Annotated in this window: 17 protein-coding genes and 2 pseudogenes; 13 read left to right on the top strand and 6 right to left on the bottom strand. The window is 61.6% G+C overall.

The window, feature by feature from the left end; all coding sequences use genetic code 11:
• The first annotated feature begins 13 nt into the window (after positions 1 to 13).
• Together SYNGFB01_RS15980 and SYNGFB01_RS13490 are read left to right on the top strand one after the other, a co-directional pair.
• Positions 14 to 382 (top strand): glycoside hydrolase family 99-like domain-containing protein, encoded by a 369-nt coding sequence (locus SYNGFB01_RS15980; RefSeq protein ID WP_082326022.1) that lies wholly within the window; start codon positions 14 to 16, stop codon positions 380 to 382.
• A gap of 89 nt (positions 383 to 471) precedes the next feature.
• Positions 472 to 1,281 carry an alpha-1,2-fucosyltransferase gene (locus tag SYNGFB01_RS13490; protein WP_235300151.1) on the top strand — a complete coding sequence of 270 codons (810 nt, stop codon included), beginning with the start codon at positions 472 to 474 and terminating at the stop codon, positions 1,279 to 1,281.
• A 165-nt stretch (positions 1,282 to 1,446) separates the two neighbouring features.
• Here the strand turns inward: SYNGFB01_RS13490 and SYNGFB01_RS13485 are convergent, their stop codons facing one another.
• On the bottom strand, positions 1,447 to 1,587 hold the full coding sequence (locus SYNGFB01_RS13485) for an integrase core domain-containing protein (protein WP_082326020.1): 141 nt from the start codon (positions 1,585 to 1,587) through the stop codon (positions 1,447 to 1,449).
• Between the two features lie 84 nt (positions 1,588 to 1,671).
• Here SYNGFB01_RS13485 and SYNGFB01_RS12685 point away from each other — a divergent pair, with 84 nt between their 5' ends.
• The 3 genes from SYNGFB01_RS12685 (at position 1,672) to SYNGFB01_RS15975 (ending at position 3,661) form a co-directional block, all read left to right on the top strand.
• Positions 1,672 to 1,869 carry a hypothetical protein gene (locus SYNGFB01_RS12685; RefSeq protein WP_053068484.1) on the top strand — a complete coding sequence of 66 codons (198 nt, stop codon included), beginning with the start codon at positions 1,672 to 1,674 and terminating at the stop codon, positions 1,867 to 1,869.
• A complete protein-coding gene (locus tag SYNGFB01_RS11990) occupies positions 1,869 to 3,218 on the top strand; it encodes a transposase (protein WP_053068483.1) in 1,350 nt (449 codons plus the stop codon). Before SYNGFB01_RS12685 ends, SYNGFB01_RS11990 begins: the two co-directional genes overlap by 1 nt.
• 236 nt (positions 3,219 to 3,454) lie before the next feature.
• Positions 3,455 to 3,661, top strand: a complete 207-nt coding sequence (locus SYNGFB01_RS15975; RefSeq protein ID WP_048018215.1) for an integrase core domain-containing protein — start codon at positions 3,455 to 3,457, stop codon at positions 3,659 to 3,661.
• A gap of 348 nt (positions 3,662 to 4,009) precedes the next feature.
• Here the strand turns inward: SYNGFB01_RS15975 and SYNGFB01_RS11980 are convergent.
• Positions 4,010 to 5,018: pseudogene (locus SYNGFB01_RS11980) on the bottom strand (IS5 family transposase).
• A 179-nt stretch (positions 5,019 to 5,197) separates the two neighbouring features.
• Here SYNGFB01_RS11980 and SYNGFB01_RS14450 point away from each other — a divergent pair.
• Positions 5,198 to 6,112: an FkbM family methyltransferase gene (locus SYNGFB01_RS14450; RefSeq protein ID WP_161795897.1), complete on the top strand. Its 915-nt coding sequence runs from the start codon at positions 5,198 to 5,200 to the stop codon at positions 6,110 to 6,112.
• Between the two features lie 836 nt (positions 6,113 to 6,948).
• A pseudogene (locus tag SYNGFB01_RS11975) lies at positions 6,949 to 8,039 on the top strand (IS630 family transposase).
• 169 nt (positions 8,040 to 8,208) lie between these two features.
• On the opposite strand, the gene SYNGFB01_RS11970 reads toward SYNGFB01_RS11975, so the two are convergent.
• The gene (locus SYNGFB01_RS11970) at positions 8,209 to 9,345 is read right to left on the bottom strand and encodes an IS5 family transposase (RefSeq protein WP_048018214.1); all 1,137 of its coding nucleotides are present in this window, start codon (positions 9,343 to 9,345) and stop codon (positions 8,209 to 8,211) included.
• 199 nt (positions 9,346 to 9,544) lie between these two features.
• Here SYNGFB01_RS11970 and SYNGFB01_RS11965 point away from each other — a divergent pair, with 199 nt between their 5' ends.
• The 6 genes from SYNGFB01_RS11965 (at position 9,545) to SYNGFB01_RS12680 (ending at position 13,024) form a co-directional block, all read left to right on the top strand.
• Entirely contained in the window at positions 9,545 to 9,805 is a 261-nt protein-coding gene (locus tag SYNGFB01_RS11965) for an antitoxin (RefSeq protein WP_048018213.1), read from the top strand.
• Positions 9,805 to 10,203 carry a type II toxin-antitoxin system VapC family toxin gene (locus SYNGFB01_RS11960; protein WP_053068482.1) on the top strand — a complete coding sequence of 133 codons (399 nt, stop codon included), beginning with the start codon at positions 9,805 to 9,807 and terminating at the stop codon, positions 10,201 to 10,203. The genes SYNGFB01_RS11965 and SYNGFB01_RS11960 overlap by 1 nt, the downstream gene beginning before the upstream one ends.
• Before the next feature lie 112 nt (positions 10,204 to 10,315).
• Positions 10,316 to 10,525 (top strand): addiction module protein, encoded by a 210-nt coding sequence (locus tag SYNGFB01_RS11955; protein ID WP_053068481.1) that lies wholly within the window; start codon positions 10,316 to 10,318, stop codon positions 10,523 to 10,525.
• A gap of 153 nt (positions 10,526 to 10,678) precedes the next feature.
• Positions 10,679 to 11,023 carry a cupin domain-containing protein gene (locus tag SYNGFB01_RS11950; protein ID WP_048018211.1) on the top strand — a complete coding sequence of 115 codons (345 nt, stop codon included), beginning with the start codon at positions 10,679 to 10,681 and terminating at the stop codon, positions 11,021 to 11,023.
• A 277-nt stretch (positions 11,024 to 11,300) separates the two neighbouring features.
• Entirely contained in the window at positions 11,301 to 12,437 is a 1,137-nt protein-coding gene (locus tag SYNGFB01_RS11940) for a glutaminase (protein WP_053068480.1), read from the top strand.
• Positions 12,434 to 13,024 carry a TerB family tellurite resistance protein gene (locus tag SYNGFB01_RS12680; protein ID WP_053068479.1) on the top strand — a complete coding sequence of 197 codons (591 nt, stop codon included), beginning with the start codon at positions 12,434 to 12,436 and terminating at the stop codon, positions 13,022 to 13,024. The genes SYNGFB01_RS11940 and SYNGFB01_RS12680 overlap by 4 nt, the downstream gene beginning before the upstream one ends.
• Positions 13,025 to 13,259: 235 nt before the next feature.
• Here the strand turns inward: SYNGFB01_RS12680 and SYNGFB01_RS11930 are convergent, their stop codons facing one another.
• The 3 genes from SYNGFB01_RS11930 to SYNGFB01_RS11920 all read right to left on the bottom strand — a co-directional run bounded on the left by SYNGFB01_RS11930 (position 13,260) and on the right by SYNGFB01_RS11920 (position 15,064).
• Positions 13,260 to 13,424: a Nif11-like leader peptide family RiPP precursor gene (locus SYNGFB01_RS11930; RefSeq protein WP_048018208.1), complete on the bottom strand. Its 165-nt coding sequence runs from the start codon at positions 13,422 to 13,424 to the stop codon at positions 13,260 to 13,262.
• 112 nt (positions 13,425 to 13,536) lie between these two features.
• A complete protein-coding gene (locus SYNGFB01_RS11925) occupies positions 13,537 to 13,782 on the bottom strand; it encodes a DUF3136 domain-containing protein (protein ID WP_048018239.1) in 246 nt (81 codons plus the stop codon).
• Between the two features lie 154 nt (positions 13,783 to 13,936).
• Complete coding sequence (locus tag SYNGFB01_RS11920) at positions 13,937 to 15,064, bottom strand: fatty acid desaturase (protein WP_235300149.1); 1,128 nt, start codon at positions 15,062 to 15,064, stop codon at positions 13,937 to 13,939.
• Positions 15,065 to 15,077: the final 13 nt, after the last annotated feature.

The following is a 15,077-nucleotide window of genomic DNA, read 5'->3' as shown; positions in this document are numbered from 1 at the left end:
CAACACGCTCGGCGTGGCCAGCCCTCATCCGTTCGGCACCAACCACGTGTTCTCCTACCCTGAAGCGGTTGCCGCCATGCTGGCACGCCCCCCAGTGAACTATCCCCGCTTCCCCTGCGTTGTGCCCTCCTGGGACAACACAGCCCGCCGACGCAACGGCGGGGCAACCATCCTGCACGGTTCCACACCCCAGGGCTATGCCCACTGGCTCAACTCGGTGCTTAGGGACAAAGCCACCTTTAACCGCCTTCCCGAACCGATCGTATTCATCAACGCTTGGAACGAGTGGGCAGAAGGCAATCACCTTGAACCCGACCTCCATTGGGGGCATGCGTATCTGGATGCAACAGCTCACTCTATCGCCGAGATGGTGGATAAATGATAATCGTCGGAGACAAGGCAAATAATCTTTGCAACAGGCTTTTCGTATATCGAGATATAATTGCGGCTTCAATCGAACTAAATCATCAGGTGGTCAACCCATTCTTTGAAGAATATGCGAAATACTTTATCGGGACGCGCAACGATATCCTCTGCCGCTTTCCAGGACCGCAGCAATCTCTAATTTCACCAACTCCTCTGGGGCGCAAGATAGCGAGAAAGTTAATACATAAAGCGCTGACCATGCTTAGGCATCCGGACAGCTTCCTGGCGAGAAGTCTAAAAATGGCATTCATATCCTCGGGATACGAGACAACACTGACCAATGCCTCCGGTGAATACGACCTTGGGAGCAAAGATTTCAGGGAAATTGCCAAAAGCAACAATCTCATTGTATTGACTGGCCCGCTATTCCGCGTGAAAACCCAGGATTGGGTACAAAAGAATGCGCGCACTATCCGAGATTATTTTGAACCCGTAGCTCCAATCAGATCCACAGTCGACCGAAACATTCACTATGCACGACAAAGGGGCTCAATGATTGTCGGTGTACATATTCGACGCGGTGATTACAAGTTCTTCGTAAACGGTCGGTTCTTTTACTCGCATGACCAATATGCTGCCATCATACGCAATGTGCGCAACATGCTCGAGGGGCAGTCGCCAGTATTTATACTGACTTCCAATGAGCCCATTCCTGAGATCCACTATTATGGCTTAAATGCAATAGCGGTTAACTGCTCTCCCATGGAAGACCTCTATACACTCTCAAACTGCGACTACCTAATAGGCCCACCCAGCACATTCAGCGCCTGGGCATCATTCTACGGGAGTGTCCCGCGATACACGATAAGCGACCCACAACAGAAGCCTTTAATAGGCGACTTTAGAATCGGATAGTACCGGCAAGCCTGGAAATGCTTACCACTGCATATTGTTGCCAGTGATTTTAAATTTACTTGCAACAACCAGTTTACAATGACCAGGCCGCAATAAAGACTTTTGAAAATGGCTAGCTGTAATTTCGCACAAGGTTGTTCTTGCCTGCAGCTGAGCCAGCCGCAGCTAGGGGGTGAGGCCACCTAGGGCCATGTGGCACCTGCGCCCGTTATAGATTCGCAGGTAGGCCAGCAACAGCGCGTTCCTGGCGGCCGAGCTTCCGTAGGGCATCACGTGGATCCACTCCTCTAGGAGGGTGTCGCGCATAGATCGCCAGCGCGCCCTCCACAGATGCCCCTGAATCCTTCCAGAATCCAGTCACCCCAGTGGATCTGAGCGAGATAATGGGGCATGCAGAAGCCCAAGTCATTCCGACCCTGGCAGCCGGAGCAGACCACCCTGCTGCCGCCATCACCCAGCGACTGGCTGTCAGATGACCATCAGGTGTATTTCCTGCTGGATCTGGTGGATGAGCTGAATCTCTCACAGGTCCTGATCCCGGCTCAGAGCAAGGATCCCGCGGGGAGAAAGGGTTTGATCCGCGAATGATGACGATGCTGCTGCTCTACGCGTACTGCGTTGGCATCGTCTCCTCCCGCAAGATCGAGCGGGCCTGCTACGAGGATCTGGCCTTCCGTGTGTTGACGGGCAACCAGCAGCCCGATCACAGCCGGATCAGCGAGTTCCGGCGGCGGAACCTCGATGCGCTGCGCGACCTGTTCGTTGAGATCCTGCGTCTCTGCCAGAAGGCCGGCATGGTGAGCCTGGGCCACGTGGCGCTGGATGGCACCAAGGTGCAGGCCAATGCCTCCAAGCACAAGGCCATGAGCCACGAGCGGATGCTCAAGGCGGAGAAGCAGCTGCAGCAGGAGATCAACGCCCTGATGCGGAAGGCCGAGATCCTGGATGCCCAGGAGGATCGGCGCTACGGCAAGGGGAAGCTGGGCAGTGAGCTGCCGGATGAGCTGAGGCACAAGCAGGGCCGCCTCGAGAAAATCCGTCAGGCCCGCAAGGAGATGGAGGCAGAAACCGCTGCGGCGGCTGCGCGGCAGCGCCAGGAGGAAGCAGAAGAGGCCAGGGCCAAAGCGGCGGCTGCGCATGAGGCCGATGCACCGGCTGCTGAGCAGGCCGAGCTGACCAGGAAAGCTGAGGCGGCAGCAGCCAAGGCCAAGGCGGCCCGTGAGGCGGCGTTCGAGGCCGCCGAGAGCGCTGGCCTGGAACCGCCGGATCTGGAGCCGTTGGCGGCTGACGCGATGCCCAGGCGCGGGCTGGCCAGGAAAGCTGATGGCGCACCAACCAAGAAGACCCAGCGCAATTTCACGGATCCCGACAGCCATCTCATGCAGTCAGGCGGGGCCTATCTGCAGGGCTACAACTGCCAGCTGGCTGTCGATCGCGACCACCAGGTGATCGTGGCGGTGGGCGTGAGCAACCAGCCGCCGGATGTCGAGCACCTGGAGCCCATGCTGCAGCGCATCGCCAGCAACGCCGGTGCCTTGCCGGATGTGATGACGCTGGATGCGGGCTACTGGAGCGAGGACAACGCAGGCCACTGCCAGACCCGCGGCATTGACGCCTACATCGCCACCGGCCGTCTGCCGCACGGCCAGCCCCCTCCGCCGATGCGGGGACCGTTGCCCAGGGGTGCCGATGTCAAANCCCGCATGGCCCGCAAGCTCAGAAGCAAGAAGGGATCAGCGATCTACGCCCAACGCAAGGCCATCGTGGAGCCGGTGAATGGCCAGATCAAGGAAGGCCGGGGCCTGCGGCGCTTCCTGTTGCGGGGCCTGGAGAAGGTTGACGGTGAATGGCACCTGATCGCTGCCACGCACAACCTGCTGAAGTTGATCAGGTACAGGCGGTCACAGCAGCAGGCGCTGGCAGTAGCGACGGGATGAGGGGCGACAGCGGCCAGGGCTGACTCAAAGCCGCCGCAATGAACCCGCTCAGCAGATGAACGGTGCCGCTGGGGTTTACCTCAGCCACGTTTCGTCGTGGACTGGGNCTCACTGCTCTATTGGCAACAAACTCCTAGGAGCGTGTCGCGCATAGATCGCCAGCGCGCCCTCCACATACGCCCCTGAATCCTTCCAGAATCCAGTCACCCCAGTGAATCTGAGCGAGATAATGGGGCATGCAGAAGCTGCAGGCTAATACGATCAGGATCAGCTGGTCAGCAAGGAAGCGTTGCTACGACAACATCCTGGTGGAGCGGCTGTGGAGAACCGTCAAGTACCAGGAGGTCTACCCGCATGCCTATAGTGATGGCTGGGACGCTGAAATCAGACTGGCGCGCTTCCTGTGGAGGCACTGCAGTGGAAGGCCTCACAGCGCACTTTGAGGAAAAGTTTTCTATGAGGTCTAAACTGAGACCAAACCCCGTTCGTCCCGCCCAAGGTTTACGCAGTGAGTGGCTACATCTGTCCAATAAAGGACACCCACCATAACTTTCTTTGCCACACCCTCCTAATCAGCGCTAGCCAATTTATAGTCTTCATCAATCTACGCCACCTTCACTAGGGATGCTCTGAGCAACAAGGGCTTGGGAGCCTCCTGAGATCAGACATCGCCGGATTGCCCCTCCGGATGTGCTCAGGGATTGATCTGTGCCCAACCAGGGTCATCTTATGACCCTTTTTTGCTGCCTTGCACCCGTGAATGGCCTCTTTCAGGCACGCCACTCCCCTGATCACGGAGTCGCAAGCAACTGACGCCGCGCCAGGAACAGATTCGTCAGTGCAGCCAGAATATTCACCTTGCAGCGGTTCTTCACCATGCCCCTCAGCCTGGTCTTCTGAAAGCCGAACTGCTGCTTGATCACGCGAAATGGATGCTCACCTTTGGCGCGGATGTGGGCCTTGGCTGTCTCCACCAAATCGTCCAGCCGGCCATCAGGTGTATTGGGCAGTGCTCGGCGCTTGCCAGGACGCATGGCCACCCGAAACTCCGTTGACTTGCCGGCCATCTCTGGGCGCTTGGCGATTCCCTGGTAGCCAGCGTCGGCGTAGACCACCTCCTCCTCCCCGTGCAGCAGCTCAGCTGCTGGGGTGAGGTCATGCACGTTGNCTGCAGTGGTGACGACCGAGTGGATCAGTCCTGAGTCCTTGTCCACGCCCGCATGGATTTTCATGCCGTAGGCGAAGCCTTCCGCGTAGCGGTGGTACCACTGCTGCCCNTTCTTGGTCTGGTGCATCTCCGGATCCCGCTCACCAGCCTTGTTTTTGGTGGAGCTGGGCGCGGCGATCAAGGTGGCGTCGATGATCGTCCCCTGCTTCATGGCCATGCCCCGGTCCCTGAGATGGGCCTTGACGGTCTCAAAANTCTGCTCGCCGAGGTTNNGTGCTTNNCTCCAGCAGGTGCCGAANCGCCAGGATCGTCGTCTCATCGGGAATCCGGTCGCTGAGCATGTCGATCCCGGCGAACCGGCGCATGGTCGGCACCTCGATCAGGGCATCCTCCATCGCTGGATCACTGAGCGAATACCACTGCTGCATCAGGTGGATCCGCAGCATGGTGGCCAGCGGGTAGGGCGGCCGGCCGCCTTTGCTGCCGGTCTTGGGGTAATGTGGCTCTATCAGGTCGATCAGGGCTCCCCAGGGCACCACCGCATCCATCTCAGCCAGAAACTTCTCCCGCTTGGTGCGCTTCTTGGAGGTGGTCTGCTCGTAATCGCCAAATCCCAGCTGCTTACCGCCCATCACCACAGCCCTGGCCTGTGATCACAGGACCATTGTCCCGTGGCCGGGCTGGGTTTTCCAGGGTTTCCCTAGCCTAAGCCGCGCCTATTCACATGCTTAAGAGCATCTCAACTAAACCAATCCTTTTTATCCGACGCCTTTTGGGCGTCACACAGCTTGCGTGTCGGCAGGAAAAGATTATGTATCAGCAGGAACAGATTATGTATCAGCAAGAACAGCTGCGAAAGCAGATGTATGCGCAGAAGCATATACTGGATAAGGCGGCATCATACCTTGAGTTCACGCAGATTGATGTCGAACGAATGATATCTTCGAATAAGCATCAAAATCTCCATAGATTAATCAAGCTTTTGTCCCCAATGGATATTTCGGGAGCAAGATATCGACGTGTAGGGCGGGATTATGATGGCGGCTATATTATGCTAGATGACTTTGCTATCCGGAGTATCGACGCCGCCTACAGCTTCGGGATCTCGGATGATGTGTCCTGGGATGAAGATATTGCAGGCTTGGGGATAGACGTTTTCATGTATGATCATACAATAGAAGCATTGCCGAGACAACACCCACGTTTCCATTTCTTTAAACAGGGCGTTGCCGGCATCCCTTCTAGCGAAGGCCTTGCAACACTGAGCACCCTAGTAGCTGAAAATGGCCATCAAGAAACTAACAACCTAATCCTAAAAATGGACATTGAAGGTCATGAATGGAGCGTGATTGAGGAGACGCCGAGCGATGTTCTCAATCAGTTCTCGCAGATTGTGATCGAATTCCATGGACTCAACCCTACTAGTACTTCAGAAGATCTAGCAAGAATCTTCCTGGCCCTAGCGAAGATTAATGAAACTCATCAATCTATTCATGTTCATGCAAATGGATACTGCAGTGTTAGCTGGTTGTGTGAGTTGGCGCTGCCACACGTGATTGAAGTTACGTATGTTCGTCGTTCAGATTACCAAGGTCAGTTCATCCCGAACAAGCGATTCTTCCCTACAAATATTGATCAGCCCACATTCCCATGGTTGCCCGATGTGTATTTGGGCTTGTTTGCCGTGAGCGATTTTAATGCCGTCGAAGACGATAAGAGGGGCTAAAGACAGGTTGCAGCGGACTACGTAAGACGCCACCGCTGAACAGAAACGTTGAAAGGACAATCTGACCCTATACTCTGCACATGATGCCACTTGATCTGTCCCCCTAGTGAGTTGAACTGGTTTTTCTTGACAGGTCCCATCGTTAATCTCTGAGGCGGGGCACCGCCCCTGAAAGGGGCTCCCACCGACGGGCGGGCAACGAACCAACAACTGCAAGTTAAGGGCCTCCCCTGAGGTTTGTCTATCAACAGTCCTTACTCTTGATAATGCTGCCGTCCCCTCCTGGTCCAGACTCAGGCTTGCCAATCTATGGGCGTGGTGGGGCGATGACCTCTCTTGGGAGAAGACGCCTCATGCACGGTGACATCGTGGCGGTGATGCGCACGACCACAAGTGGTCCAATGGTGGGCAGCATCGACAGGATCCACTGGGACACCGCCCCGGTCTGGATCAGCCTGGTCGATATAGACACCTGCGAATGGCGATCCGCTCAGCTTCAGCATGTGGTCGGACGGCTGGAGAATTTCGATCCAGCGCCCCGACCAGAGCCGGAGCCTCTGGCGAGACCGATACGGCCGGTTGACTTACCGAGGGTTGCGGTGTTGCTTGCTGACTAGCAGGAGGGTCCTCTATGACCCACAGCCGCAGCTACTGAGGTGCCACCTACAGCCGTCGGCGTGCTGTCGCCAGACAGCGGGCAAGACCATTCCACCAACGCCCCGGCAGCGCCTATCCCCGTACTCGAATCGCACGCAACCGTTGGCCGTGCCTGTGGCTAGTGTGCCGTCCCGCAAATAGCCGGTAGAATATGAAGTGTCTCCTCGGGGAGTCGTTTCATGCCGACTGGTCGCCCCATGGCTCCTCTGGAGCTGTCGGCTGATGAGACCAGCCAGCTCCAGAGCCTGGCTGGATCAAGGACCTTGCCGCATTCGATCGTTCAGCGGGCGCAGATCGTGCTGGCCTGCGCTGCTGGTGACACCAACACCGCTGTTGCCAAGCAATTTGGAGTCCGCGGCTCAACGGTGGGCAAATGGCGGCAGCGCTACCTCGATCTGGGCATCGAGGGCCTTCATGACGAACTGCGTCCTGGCCGGCCCCGCACCTACGAGGACGACAAGGTGGCCGAGGTCATCAACCGGGCCCTGCAGACCAAGCCAACCGATGGCAGCACCCAGTGGAGCGCTCGGACTTTGGCTGCAGCGACTGGGATCTCCAAGACCACGGTCCACCGCTGGCTGCAGACCTTCTCGGTGCAGCCCCACCGCCAGAAGCATTTCAAGCTTTCGACCGACCCCTTCTTTGTTGAGAAGGTCCGGGACATCGTTGGCTTGTACCTGAACCCGCCGGACAAGGCGATGGTGCTCTGCGTCGACGAGAAGACGCAGATCCAGGCCCTGGACCGCACCCAGCCGCTCCTGCCCATGGGTCTGGGCTACGTGGAAGGCGTCACTCACGACTACATCCGCCACGGCACCACCACCCTGTTCGCCGCCCTGGACGTCGCCACCGGCGAGGTGATCACCCAATGCAAGCCCCGCCACCGGCACCAGGAGTTCCTGGNCTTCCTGCNCCAGATCGAGNCGTCAGTGCCAGAGCACTTGGACGTNCATCTAATCGTGGACAACTACTGCACCCACAAGCACGCCAAGGTCAGGGCGTGGCTGGCGCAGAGGCCCCGCTTCCACGTGCACTACACGCCCACATACGCCTCCTGGCTGAACCAGGTGGAGCGCTGGTTCGGGATCATCACCCAGCGGCCATCCGGCGCGGCAGCTTCTCCAGCGTCAAGGAGCTGATCGCCAAGATCGAGCAGTTCGTGGCCGCCTACAACAAGACCAAAGCGCCGTTCAACTGGACCGCAACCGCGGATTCAATCCTGGAGAAGCTCCAGCGACTTTGTTCGCAAATCTCCGGGACGGGACACTAGGAGGCTGCTGAAATAGCGGCCCAAGCGAGTCCCATCCTGATGCTCTCGCTCCAGCCGGAGGGGACCAGTGCCCTCTGGGACGTTCGCTCGGCCCATCGAGCAATACCTGCTGGCCTCTGTCCCCNTCTCTGGGNAGTGAATCGGCTCTGATCGCCCATCAACTCCCGTCTCATGCCAGCGCCTGCCGTGGGCTGAGCAGGTTCGCCAATCGGATCAGGTTGTAGGCCACCACATGCAACCGGAACACCGCTCCCACCTTTGAGCGGCCTCGGGCCTTGAGCTGCCTCAAGCCCGCGGCCTGCTTGATCCAGCCGAACACCTGCTCGATCCGCTTCCTGGCGTTGATGGATTGGGTATAGCCCGGATGGCGGACGGTGCGGCCGTCGATGGCGGAGCGGCGGCGCGCCTGGATGTTCTGCGCCACATGCGGCGTGATGCCGGCAAAGCGGATGTCGGCCACGAAATCCTTGGTGTCGTAGCCCTTGTCGGCGGCAAGCGTCTTCCGGTGCGCCCNAACGAGCGAACGGGCCATCCGGATCGCCGCCGCCCGCTCCCCATAGCCGTCCGCTGGGGTGACCTCACTGGCCACCACCAGGCCGTGGCGGTTCTCCATCAGGCAGTGGCCCAGATAGCTGAGGTAGGCGCCGGTGCTGTTCGACTTGCGGAACAATCGGGCCTCGCCGTCGCTGCTGGAGCGGTGGGTCTGGTTGGAGAGCAGCAGACCGCGGAAATCCCCTTTGGCGCGCTTCTTGCCCTTGGCAGGAGCTGCCCCAAACCCATTGCCGCCACTGGGTGGTGGCGGATCCTCATCACTCCCGTCGATCCGCTCCAGGGAGCTGTGGGAGGCCCAGGCCCGCAGCAGGGTGCCATCCACCGAGAAGTGCTCCGAACTCAGCAGTGGCTTGACCTCCGGTGCGGCCATCAACAGCTCCAGGAACCGAGCCATGAGCTCCTCATTGAGCAGCCGATCGCGATTCTTGGTGAATGTCGTCGGATGCCAGACGGGGTCGTCGGGGTTGAGGCCGACAAACCAGCGGAACAGCAGGTTGTAGTCGAGCTGCTCGATCAGCATCCGCTCCGAGCGGATGCCGTAGATCGCCTGCAGCAACAGGGCCAGCAGCAGTTGCTCCGGCGGGATCGAGGGCCGACCGCCCTCGGGGTAGAGCCTCCAGAAGGTGGGATTGAGCCGATCGAGGGCATGATCCGCCAACCGCCGCACCTGCGCAGGGGATGGGCCTTGGGGATTCGGGTCCTCGGTGGAGACGTAGGAGAACAGGGGACCGGTCCGCTCCTGCTGGCCGCGCATCCGCTCAGTGCCGATGGGCCATTCTCACGCGGCTGGCCAGGTTTTTCAGCAGCCTCTTAGCCCTGATTGCGAAAGACATCGGCATGACCGTGCAGGAGTTCCTCAGCTATCGCTGAACCGGCATAGGAACCGAGCCGCGGGCGGCGTGAGGCGGCGGATGTGGTCTAGTCTCGGTATCGACCGTCTGCGGAGTGGGCCGATGCGCGCCAAGCTGTTCCGCAACGGCCGTAGCCAGGCGGTGCGTCTGCCAGCCGAATTCCGCTTCGAGGGCACGGAGGTGGAGGTGCATCGCGATCCCGAGAGTGGCGCGGTGGTGCTCACACCGGTGCGGCCTTCGGCCCAGGCCTGGCTGGAGCGCAGGGATGCGCTGCTGGAAGACCCAGCCTTGCAGGCGGAAATGGCGGCGTTCCTGGAAGGGTTGCGCGACACCCGTGCTGCCGAACCGGTGGCGTTCCCCTGATGGCTTCGGCGCCGGCCCGGCTGATGCTCGACACCAACGCCGTGAGCGCCTTGCTGAAAGGCCTGTCGCCACAGTTGGATGCCTGGGCCCGGGAGCAACGCTGTTGCCTGTCTTCGATCGTGGTGGCCGAGATCCGCTACGGGCTGGAGAAGCTGCCCCCAGCGTCGCGGTTGAGCGCGTTGGTGGAGGAGGCCATGGAGATCCTGGAGATCCTGCCCTGGACCGATGGCTGCGCCAGGGTCTACGGGCGGCTGCGGGCCGATCTGGAACGGAAGGGCACACCTCTGGCGGCCATGGATCTGCTGATCGCCAGCCATGCCCTCAGCGAAGGCTGCGCCCTGGTGACGGCGGATCAGGCCTTCGCCAAGGTGGCCGCACTGGAGCTGGAGGCCTGGTGAGGGCAGGACCGTTCGGCACCCACACCACACCACCGCCGACAGGGTCCCCAGGCCCTGAAATCACTGCGACGTCCTTGAGGATGACGGGCCGACCGAGGTGGCGATGGCGCCCATGTCTGACCTGCTCCAACTGCCGCAGAGCGAGCGACTGGCCCTGGCGATCGCCCTGTGGGACAGCCTCGATGAGCAGACCCGGGATCGTGCGCTGCCCATCGACCCTGCCCTCTGCGCCGAGCTCGACCAGCGCTGGGCATCCCATCGCGACAACCCGGACGCCGATCTGTCCTGGGATGAGATACGGAACCGGCTCGGCATCGAATGACCCGCCCCTCGGTCCGCTTCCTGCCGAGGCGGTGGAGGATCTGCTGGAGACCCAGCTTCCGTGAGCCCTCGTGCCGTGCCCCTGATGGGGCTGGTGATCCACCATCAGGGCCACCAGAATCGGCACAGCCCAGCCCCCTGAACCCAGCCGGCGATGACCCGCTACCTCCCCACCGAAGCGCAGCAGTGGCGCACGATCGACGTGGTCGGGATGCCGATGAAGGCCTGCCGCCTCTGGGAGGGTGATCACAACGTGAAATCGGGCCTCTTTCACATGCCGCAGGGCATGGCCCTTCCCTCCCATCACCATCCCTATTGGTGCCAGATCTACGTGGTGAGTGGAACGATGGAGGTGCAGGCCGAAGGTGAGCAGCCCCACATCATCGGCTGCGGTGGCTATTACTTCGTGGAGCCTGGCGACACCCACCGGGAAACCGCCCTCACAGACACCCTGCTGCTGACGATCTGCGAGGAAGACCGGCCGGAGTTCCGTCGCTAGAGAATTCGGCAGCGGTCTGTCTGCTTCTCCACCGAGAAGGCAGACCCCATCTCGATCTGGGTGTTCCACCCCTCCCGGCCCTCGAACCTGTCGAGCTGGATCGAGTCCTCATCTCCCCGGCCCCTGGCCGTTCGGGCCTGGGCGGAGCTGCGGAGCCAGCTGGGCGGTGGAGGATCTGCCAAGGATCCCGTGCTGGGTCAGCGTCTTGGCCGTTCGCGGCGCTACAGACCCTCTCAGAGCATCTCCCTAATCTCCCAGGAGCGATAGCGTGCAAGACATGGATCGTCTGCGCGAGCTCTTCGACCTGGTGGCGCCGCACGGCACCACCACCACGGCGGCAGACATCCGGGCCCGCATCGAGAGCAGCGGCCTCGGTGGCGACGATTTTCGTCTGGCCACCACCATGGCCAGGCTGCAGGAGCTGGGCGATCAACCGATCTCCTTCGAGCAGTTCGCCGCGATCGTGGGCGATGAGCTGCTGATGGTGAATCGCGCCTTCAGGCGCCAGCTGGTGATTCCCGACTGGCAGGAATTCTGCGCCGACATCGAAACCGTGTACCACCATGTGGCACCGGATCGAAGTGGCAACAACGCAGACTACATCCCGATCCTGCGCGATGCCGATCCCGAGAGGTGGGGCGTGGCCGTGTGCAGCGTGGATGGCCAGCGCATCGGCCTGGGCGATGTGGATGTGTACCACTCGATTCAATCGGTTTCCAAGCCGCTCACCTATGCCTTCGCGCTCGACAGGGAGGGGTTCGAGTTCACGCATCGATTCGTGGGGATGGAGCCCTCCGGCCGCCCGTTCAATGCGCTGGATCTGCTGCCCGACGAACGCCCTTACAACCCCTGTGTGAATGCCGGAGCNATCATGATGGCTGGCCTGGTTGCATCGGGCACACCGGATCTGAGCTCCCGCGAGATCACCCAGGTGATCATGGACCTCTGGGCCAGGCTCTGCGGCCATATCGCCCCAGTGCGCTTCAGCGAGGAGACGATGCGTTCGGAGCGGGATACCGCCGACAACAACTTTGCGATCGCCTATCTGCTGCGCGGCCGCTGCGGTTTACCCCGTGGCGTGGATCTCCACAAGATGATGGATGTCTATCTGTCGTGCTGCAGCATCGAGATGACCGCGCGGATGCTGTCGATCGCGGCGGCGACCCTGGCCAATGGCGGCGTCTGCCCGATCACGGGCGAGCAGGTGCTCCCCACCGACGTGGTGAAGAAGACGCTGTCGGTGATGCAGTCGGCCGGGATGTATGACAATGCCGGCGTGTTCACCCTCGAGGTGGGCCTGCCGGCCAAATCAGGCGTGGCCGGCGCCGTGATGGTGGTGATCCCCAACCTGATGGGNTTCGCCACCTTCTCNGCCCCGCCTCGATCCNTACGGCAACTCCGNTGCGGGGCGTGAACTTCTGCCGGCAGCTGGTGGAGCGCTTCACCTTCCACATGTACGACAGCATCTCCGGTGGGCGCACGGGCTGCAAGCGCGACCCGCGGGCCTCGCAGCACACCCGCCGTCAGCGGGATATCACCGATCTGCGCTGGGCCGTATCCCATGGCGACCGCTATGCCACCCGGGTGCGGGATCTGATGCTGGATTGCATGATCTCGATCACCCTGGCCGATGGCGAGATCGAGACCTCCGAGCTCGCCACCATGGCCGAGGCCTATGCCGAACTGATGAACGAGCGGCCCGATCCCGCAGCGCTGCAGCAGCAGGCCGCCGCCTGCCAGCAGCAGGCCGCCGCGGAGGGCCGGCAGGGCGCCACCGGAGCGTTCGAGGCACTGCTGGAGCGGCTCAGGAAGGAGCTGCCCCTGCTGGATGACAACAGCCGCGAACTGATCCTCGAGGCCGCCTTCCGCGTGTCCTGCGCGGATGGGGAGATCGAACCGGAGGAAGACCAGCAGCTGCGCGCCATCGCCGATGCCCTGGCCATCCATGAAGGCGTGCTGGAGCTGGAGATCGGCCGTTTCCAGCGGCAGCTGCTCGCCTGAGCGCGGCGCCTATCCCGCCCCGCCCGAAGCCCACCGAGCGCAGGNCGGCCCAGAGGTTGCCGCCGGCTTCGGGGCGCTCCATGCCCCGGTTCACGTACCACATCGCGCCCGCCATCACGTTGAGGGCCAGCACCGCCAGCCACACCCTCCATCCCTCCGGCAGCTTCATGGCGATCGCTTCAGACAACGGCGCCCATCATCTCCGCTCTGGGCCGCCCCCGTTGAGGCACCCGCCTCAGCCGCGCAGGTGACGGCTCCAGGAGGCCGGCGAGAAGCTGTGGCCTTCCTCGTGGGCGATCGCCACCACGGCGGCCGCATCGGCGGCGGCATCCACGCGGGCCTTGAGGGCGGGATCGGCGGCGACCTTGACCATGAAGGCGGTGAGCTGGGCTTTGGACACGGGAGGATCCCTGGGGTCACCTCCATGCATAGTCGAGTGGCGCCCGCGGGATCGGAAGAGATTCCGCTGTTCGCTGGCGGCGCACGCGGAGCCGCTCACCGGTGCTGCAGCCTCAGCCGTTGGTGAGCATTTTCTCGCGCTCGATCTCGCGGCGGAACAGGCAGAACAGATAGTCGGGCGATTTGTAGCGCTTCGGCAGGCTGTTGTGCAGCGTGGCCAGCCGATCCCAGCAGACCGTACGCTCGATGGCCTGCTGATTCTTTCCTTCCACCAGCAGGTAGCGCAGCACCTTGCAATAGGTGGGGTATTTGGCCTCCAGTTCAGCGATGGTCAGGGCAGGTTCGCTGGAAGAAGTCATGATCGGAGGCACAGCAGAACGACGGCAATCTGTACAACCAGCGCCACAGAACGATCCTAGGCATGGCTGTGATGCAGACGCGCCGCACCCCGCAGGGACACAGCCTAAGCGGACTGGAGCTGATCCCGCGCTGTTCCGGGGAAAGAGATGCTGATCACAGCTCGGCGGCTGTGGTGAGCCGGGAGAGCTCCGGATCCCAGAGGATGTAGGCGAAACAGCGGCTCAGATCCGCCAGGCCGAGGCGGGTCACCCCCTGAAGCAGGTGGGCGTTGCGGCGCTGGCAGTCGCGCAGGCGGTAGTTGGGAATCGCCGAGCAGAGGTGGTGAATGGCGTGGCAGCCGATGTCGGCGGAAAACCAGTTCAGCAGCGCCGGCAGATGCAGGTCGCTGGTGCCCTCCAGATTGCCGCTCAGCGGATCCCAGCCCCGGGTGCGATGGGCATAGGCATCCGGGAAGTTGTGCTGCACGAAAAAGAGGCACAGGAAGATCGCGGCACTGCCGGCCATCACCGGCGCGTACACCATCCAGAAACGCCCCGGGCCGATGGCGAAACCCATCAGCAGCCAGAGGCCGATCACCGCCAGGTTGTTGAGGATGAGGTCGAGGCCCTCCTCGAGGCTGTGCCAGTGCCGGCTGCGGTAGGTGGCGATCACCTCCCCCATCGCCATCGAGGGTGATCGCTGCAGGCTGCTCACCGCGTGACCCACCAGGCCGGCGAGGGCCTGCAGCAGGGTGAGGCGCGGTTTGATCACCAGATAGAAGAAGCCGGCGGGAGCGAGCATCAACGGATGCCTCAGCCAGCGATAGAGCCGTTGCCGTGGGGAGGAGAGGCTCCGGTAGGACTCGGTGCTGATCACGGAGGCCGGTCCCTGGTAGAGCTCCCAGTCGCCGTTGTGGCGGTGGTGAAAGGCATGACCCCGCGACCAGGGCAGCTGCGGCAGGCCGCAGACGATGCCGAACAGAAAGCCGGCGATCCGGTTGGCGGCAGGCCGGCGGAACAGCGATCCGTGGCCGGTGTCGTGCATGAGCGAGAAGCAGCGGCCCAGGAACAGCACCTGCACGGCGATCACCAGCGGCAGCAGCTGCGGAGCCTGCCCCTGGCACCAGATCGCCACCCACCAGAGCAGGCCATAGGGGATCAGGGTGTTGGCCAGCTGCCGCAGGGCGGTGCGGTCGCAGCTGGCCAGGAACGGCCTGAGCACGACATCACCCCGCTCGATGTCCAGTCGGCCCGGGGCGGAGGGATCGTCCCCGCTGCAGGGAGCCCCGGGCTCCAGGGTCAAGTTTTGAGACGGA

Origin of the sequence: Synechococcus sp. GFB01 (assembly GCF_001039265.1) — a bacterium.
Classification (GTDB): Bacteria; Cyanobacteriota; Cyanobacteriia; order PCC-6307; family Cyanobiaceae; genus NIES-981.
Note: the sequence above shows the minus strand (reverse complement) of the source record. Positions and strands in the feature narration are given on the sequence as shown.

Excerpts from the sequence above, each read along its gene's own strand:
- SYNGFB01_RS15975 (WP_048018215.1), top strand. The coding sequence starts at position 3,455 with ATGCAGAAGCTGCAGGCTAATACGATCAGGATCAGCTGGTCAGCAAGG.
- SYNGFB01_RS12685 (WP_053068484.1), top strand. The coding sequence starts at position 1,672 with ATGCAGAAGCCCAAGTCATTCCGACCCTGGCAGCCGGAGCAGACCACC.
- SYNGFB01_RS11925 (WP_048018239.1), bottom strand. The coding sequence starts at position 13,782 with ATGACTTCTTCCAGCGAACCTGCCCTGACCATCGCTGAACTGGAGGCC.
- SYNGFB01_RS11960 (WP_053068482.1), top strand. The coding sequence starts at position 9,805 with ATGGCTTCGGCGCCGGCCCGGCTGATGCTCGACACCAACGCCGTGAGC.
- SYNGFB01_RS11950 (WP_048018211.1), top strand. The coding sequence starts at position 10,679 with ATGACCCGCTACCTCCCCACCGAAGCGCAGCAGTGGCGCACGATCGAC.
- SYNGFB01_RS11955 (WP_053068481.1), top strand. The coding sequence starts at position 10,316 with ATGTCTGACCTGCTCCAACTGCCGCAGAGCGAGCGACTGGCCCTGGCG.
- SYNGFB01_RS13485 (WP_082326020.1), bottom strand. The coding sequence starts at position 1,587 with ATGCGCGACACCCTCCTAGAGGAGTGGATCCACGTGATGCCCTACGGA.
- SYNGFB01_RS11965 (WP_048018213.1), top strand. The coding sequence starts at position 9,545 with ATGCGCGCCAAGCTGTTCCGCAACGGCCGTAGCCAGGCGGTGCGTCTG.
- SYNGFB01_RS14450 (WP_161795897.1), top strand. The coding sequence starts at position 5,198 with ATGTATCAGCAGGAACAGATTATGTATCAGCAAGAACAGCTGCGAAAG.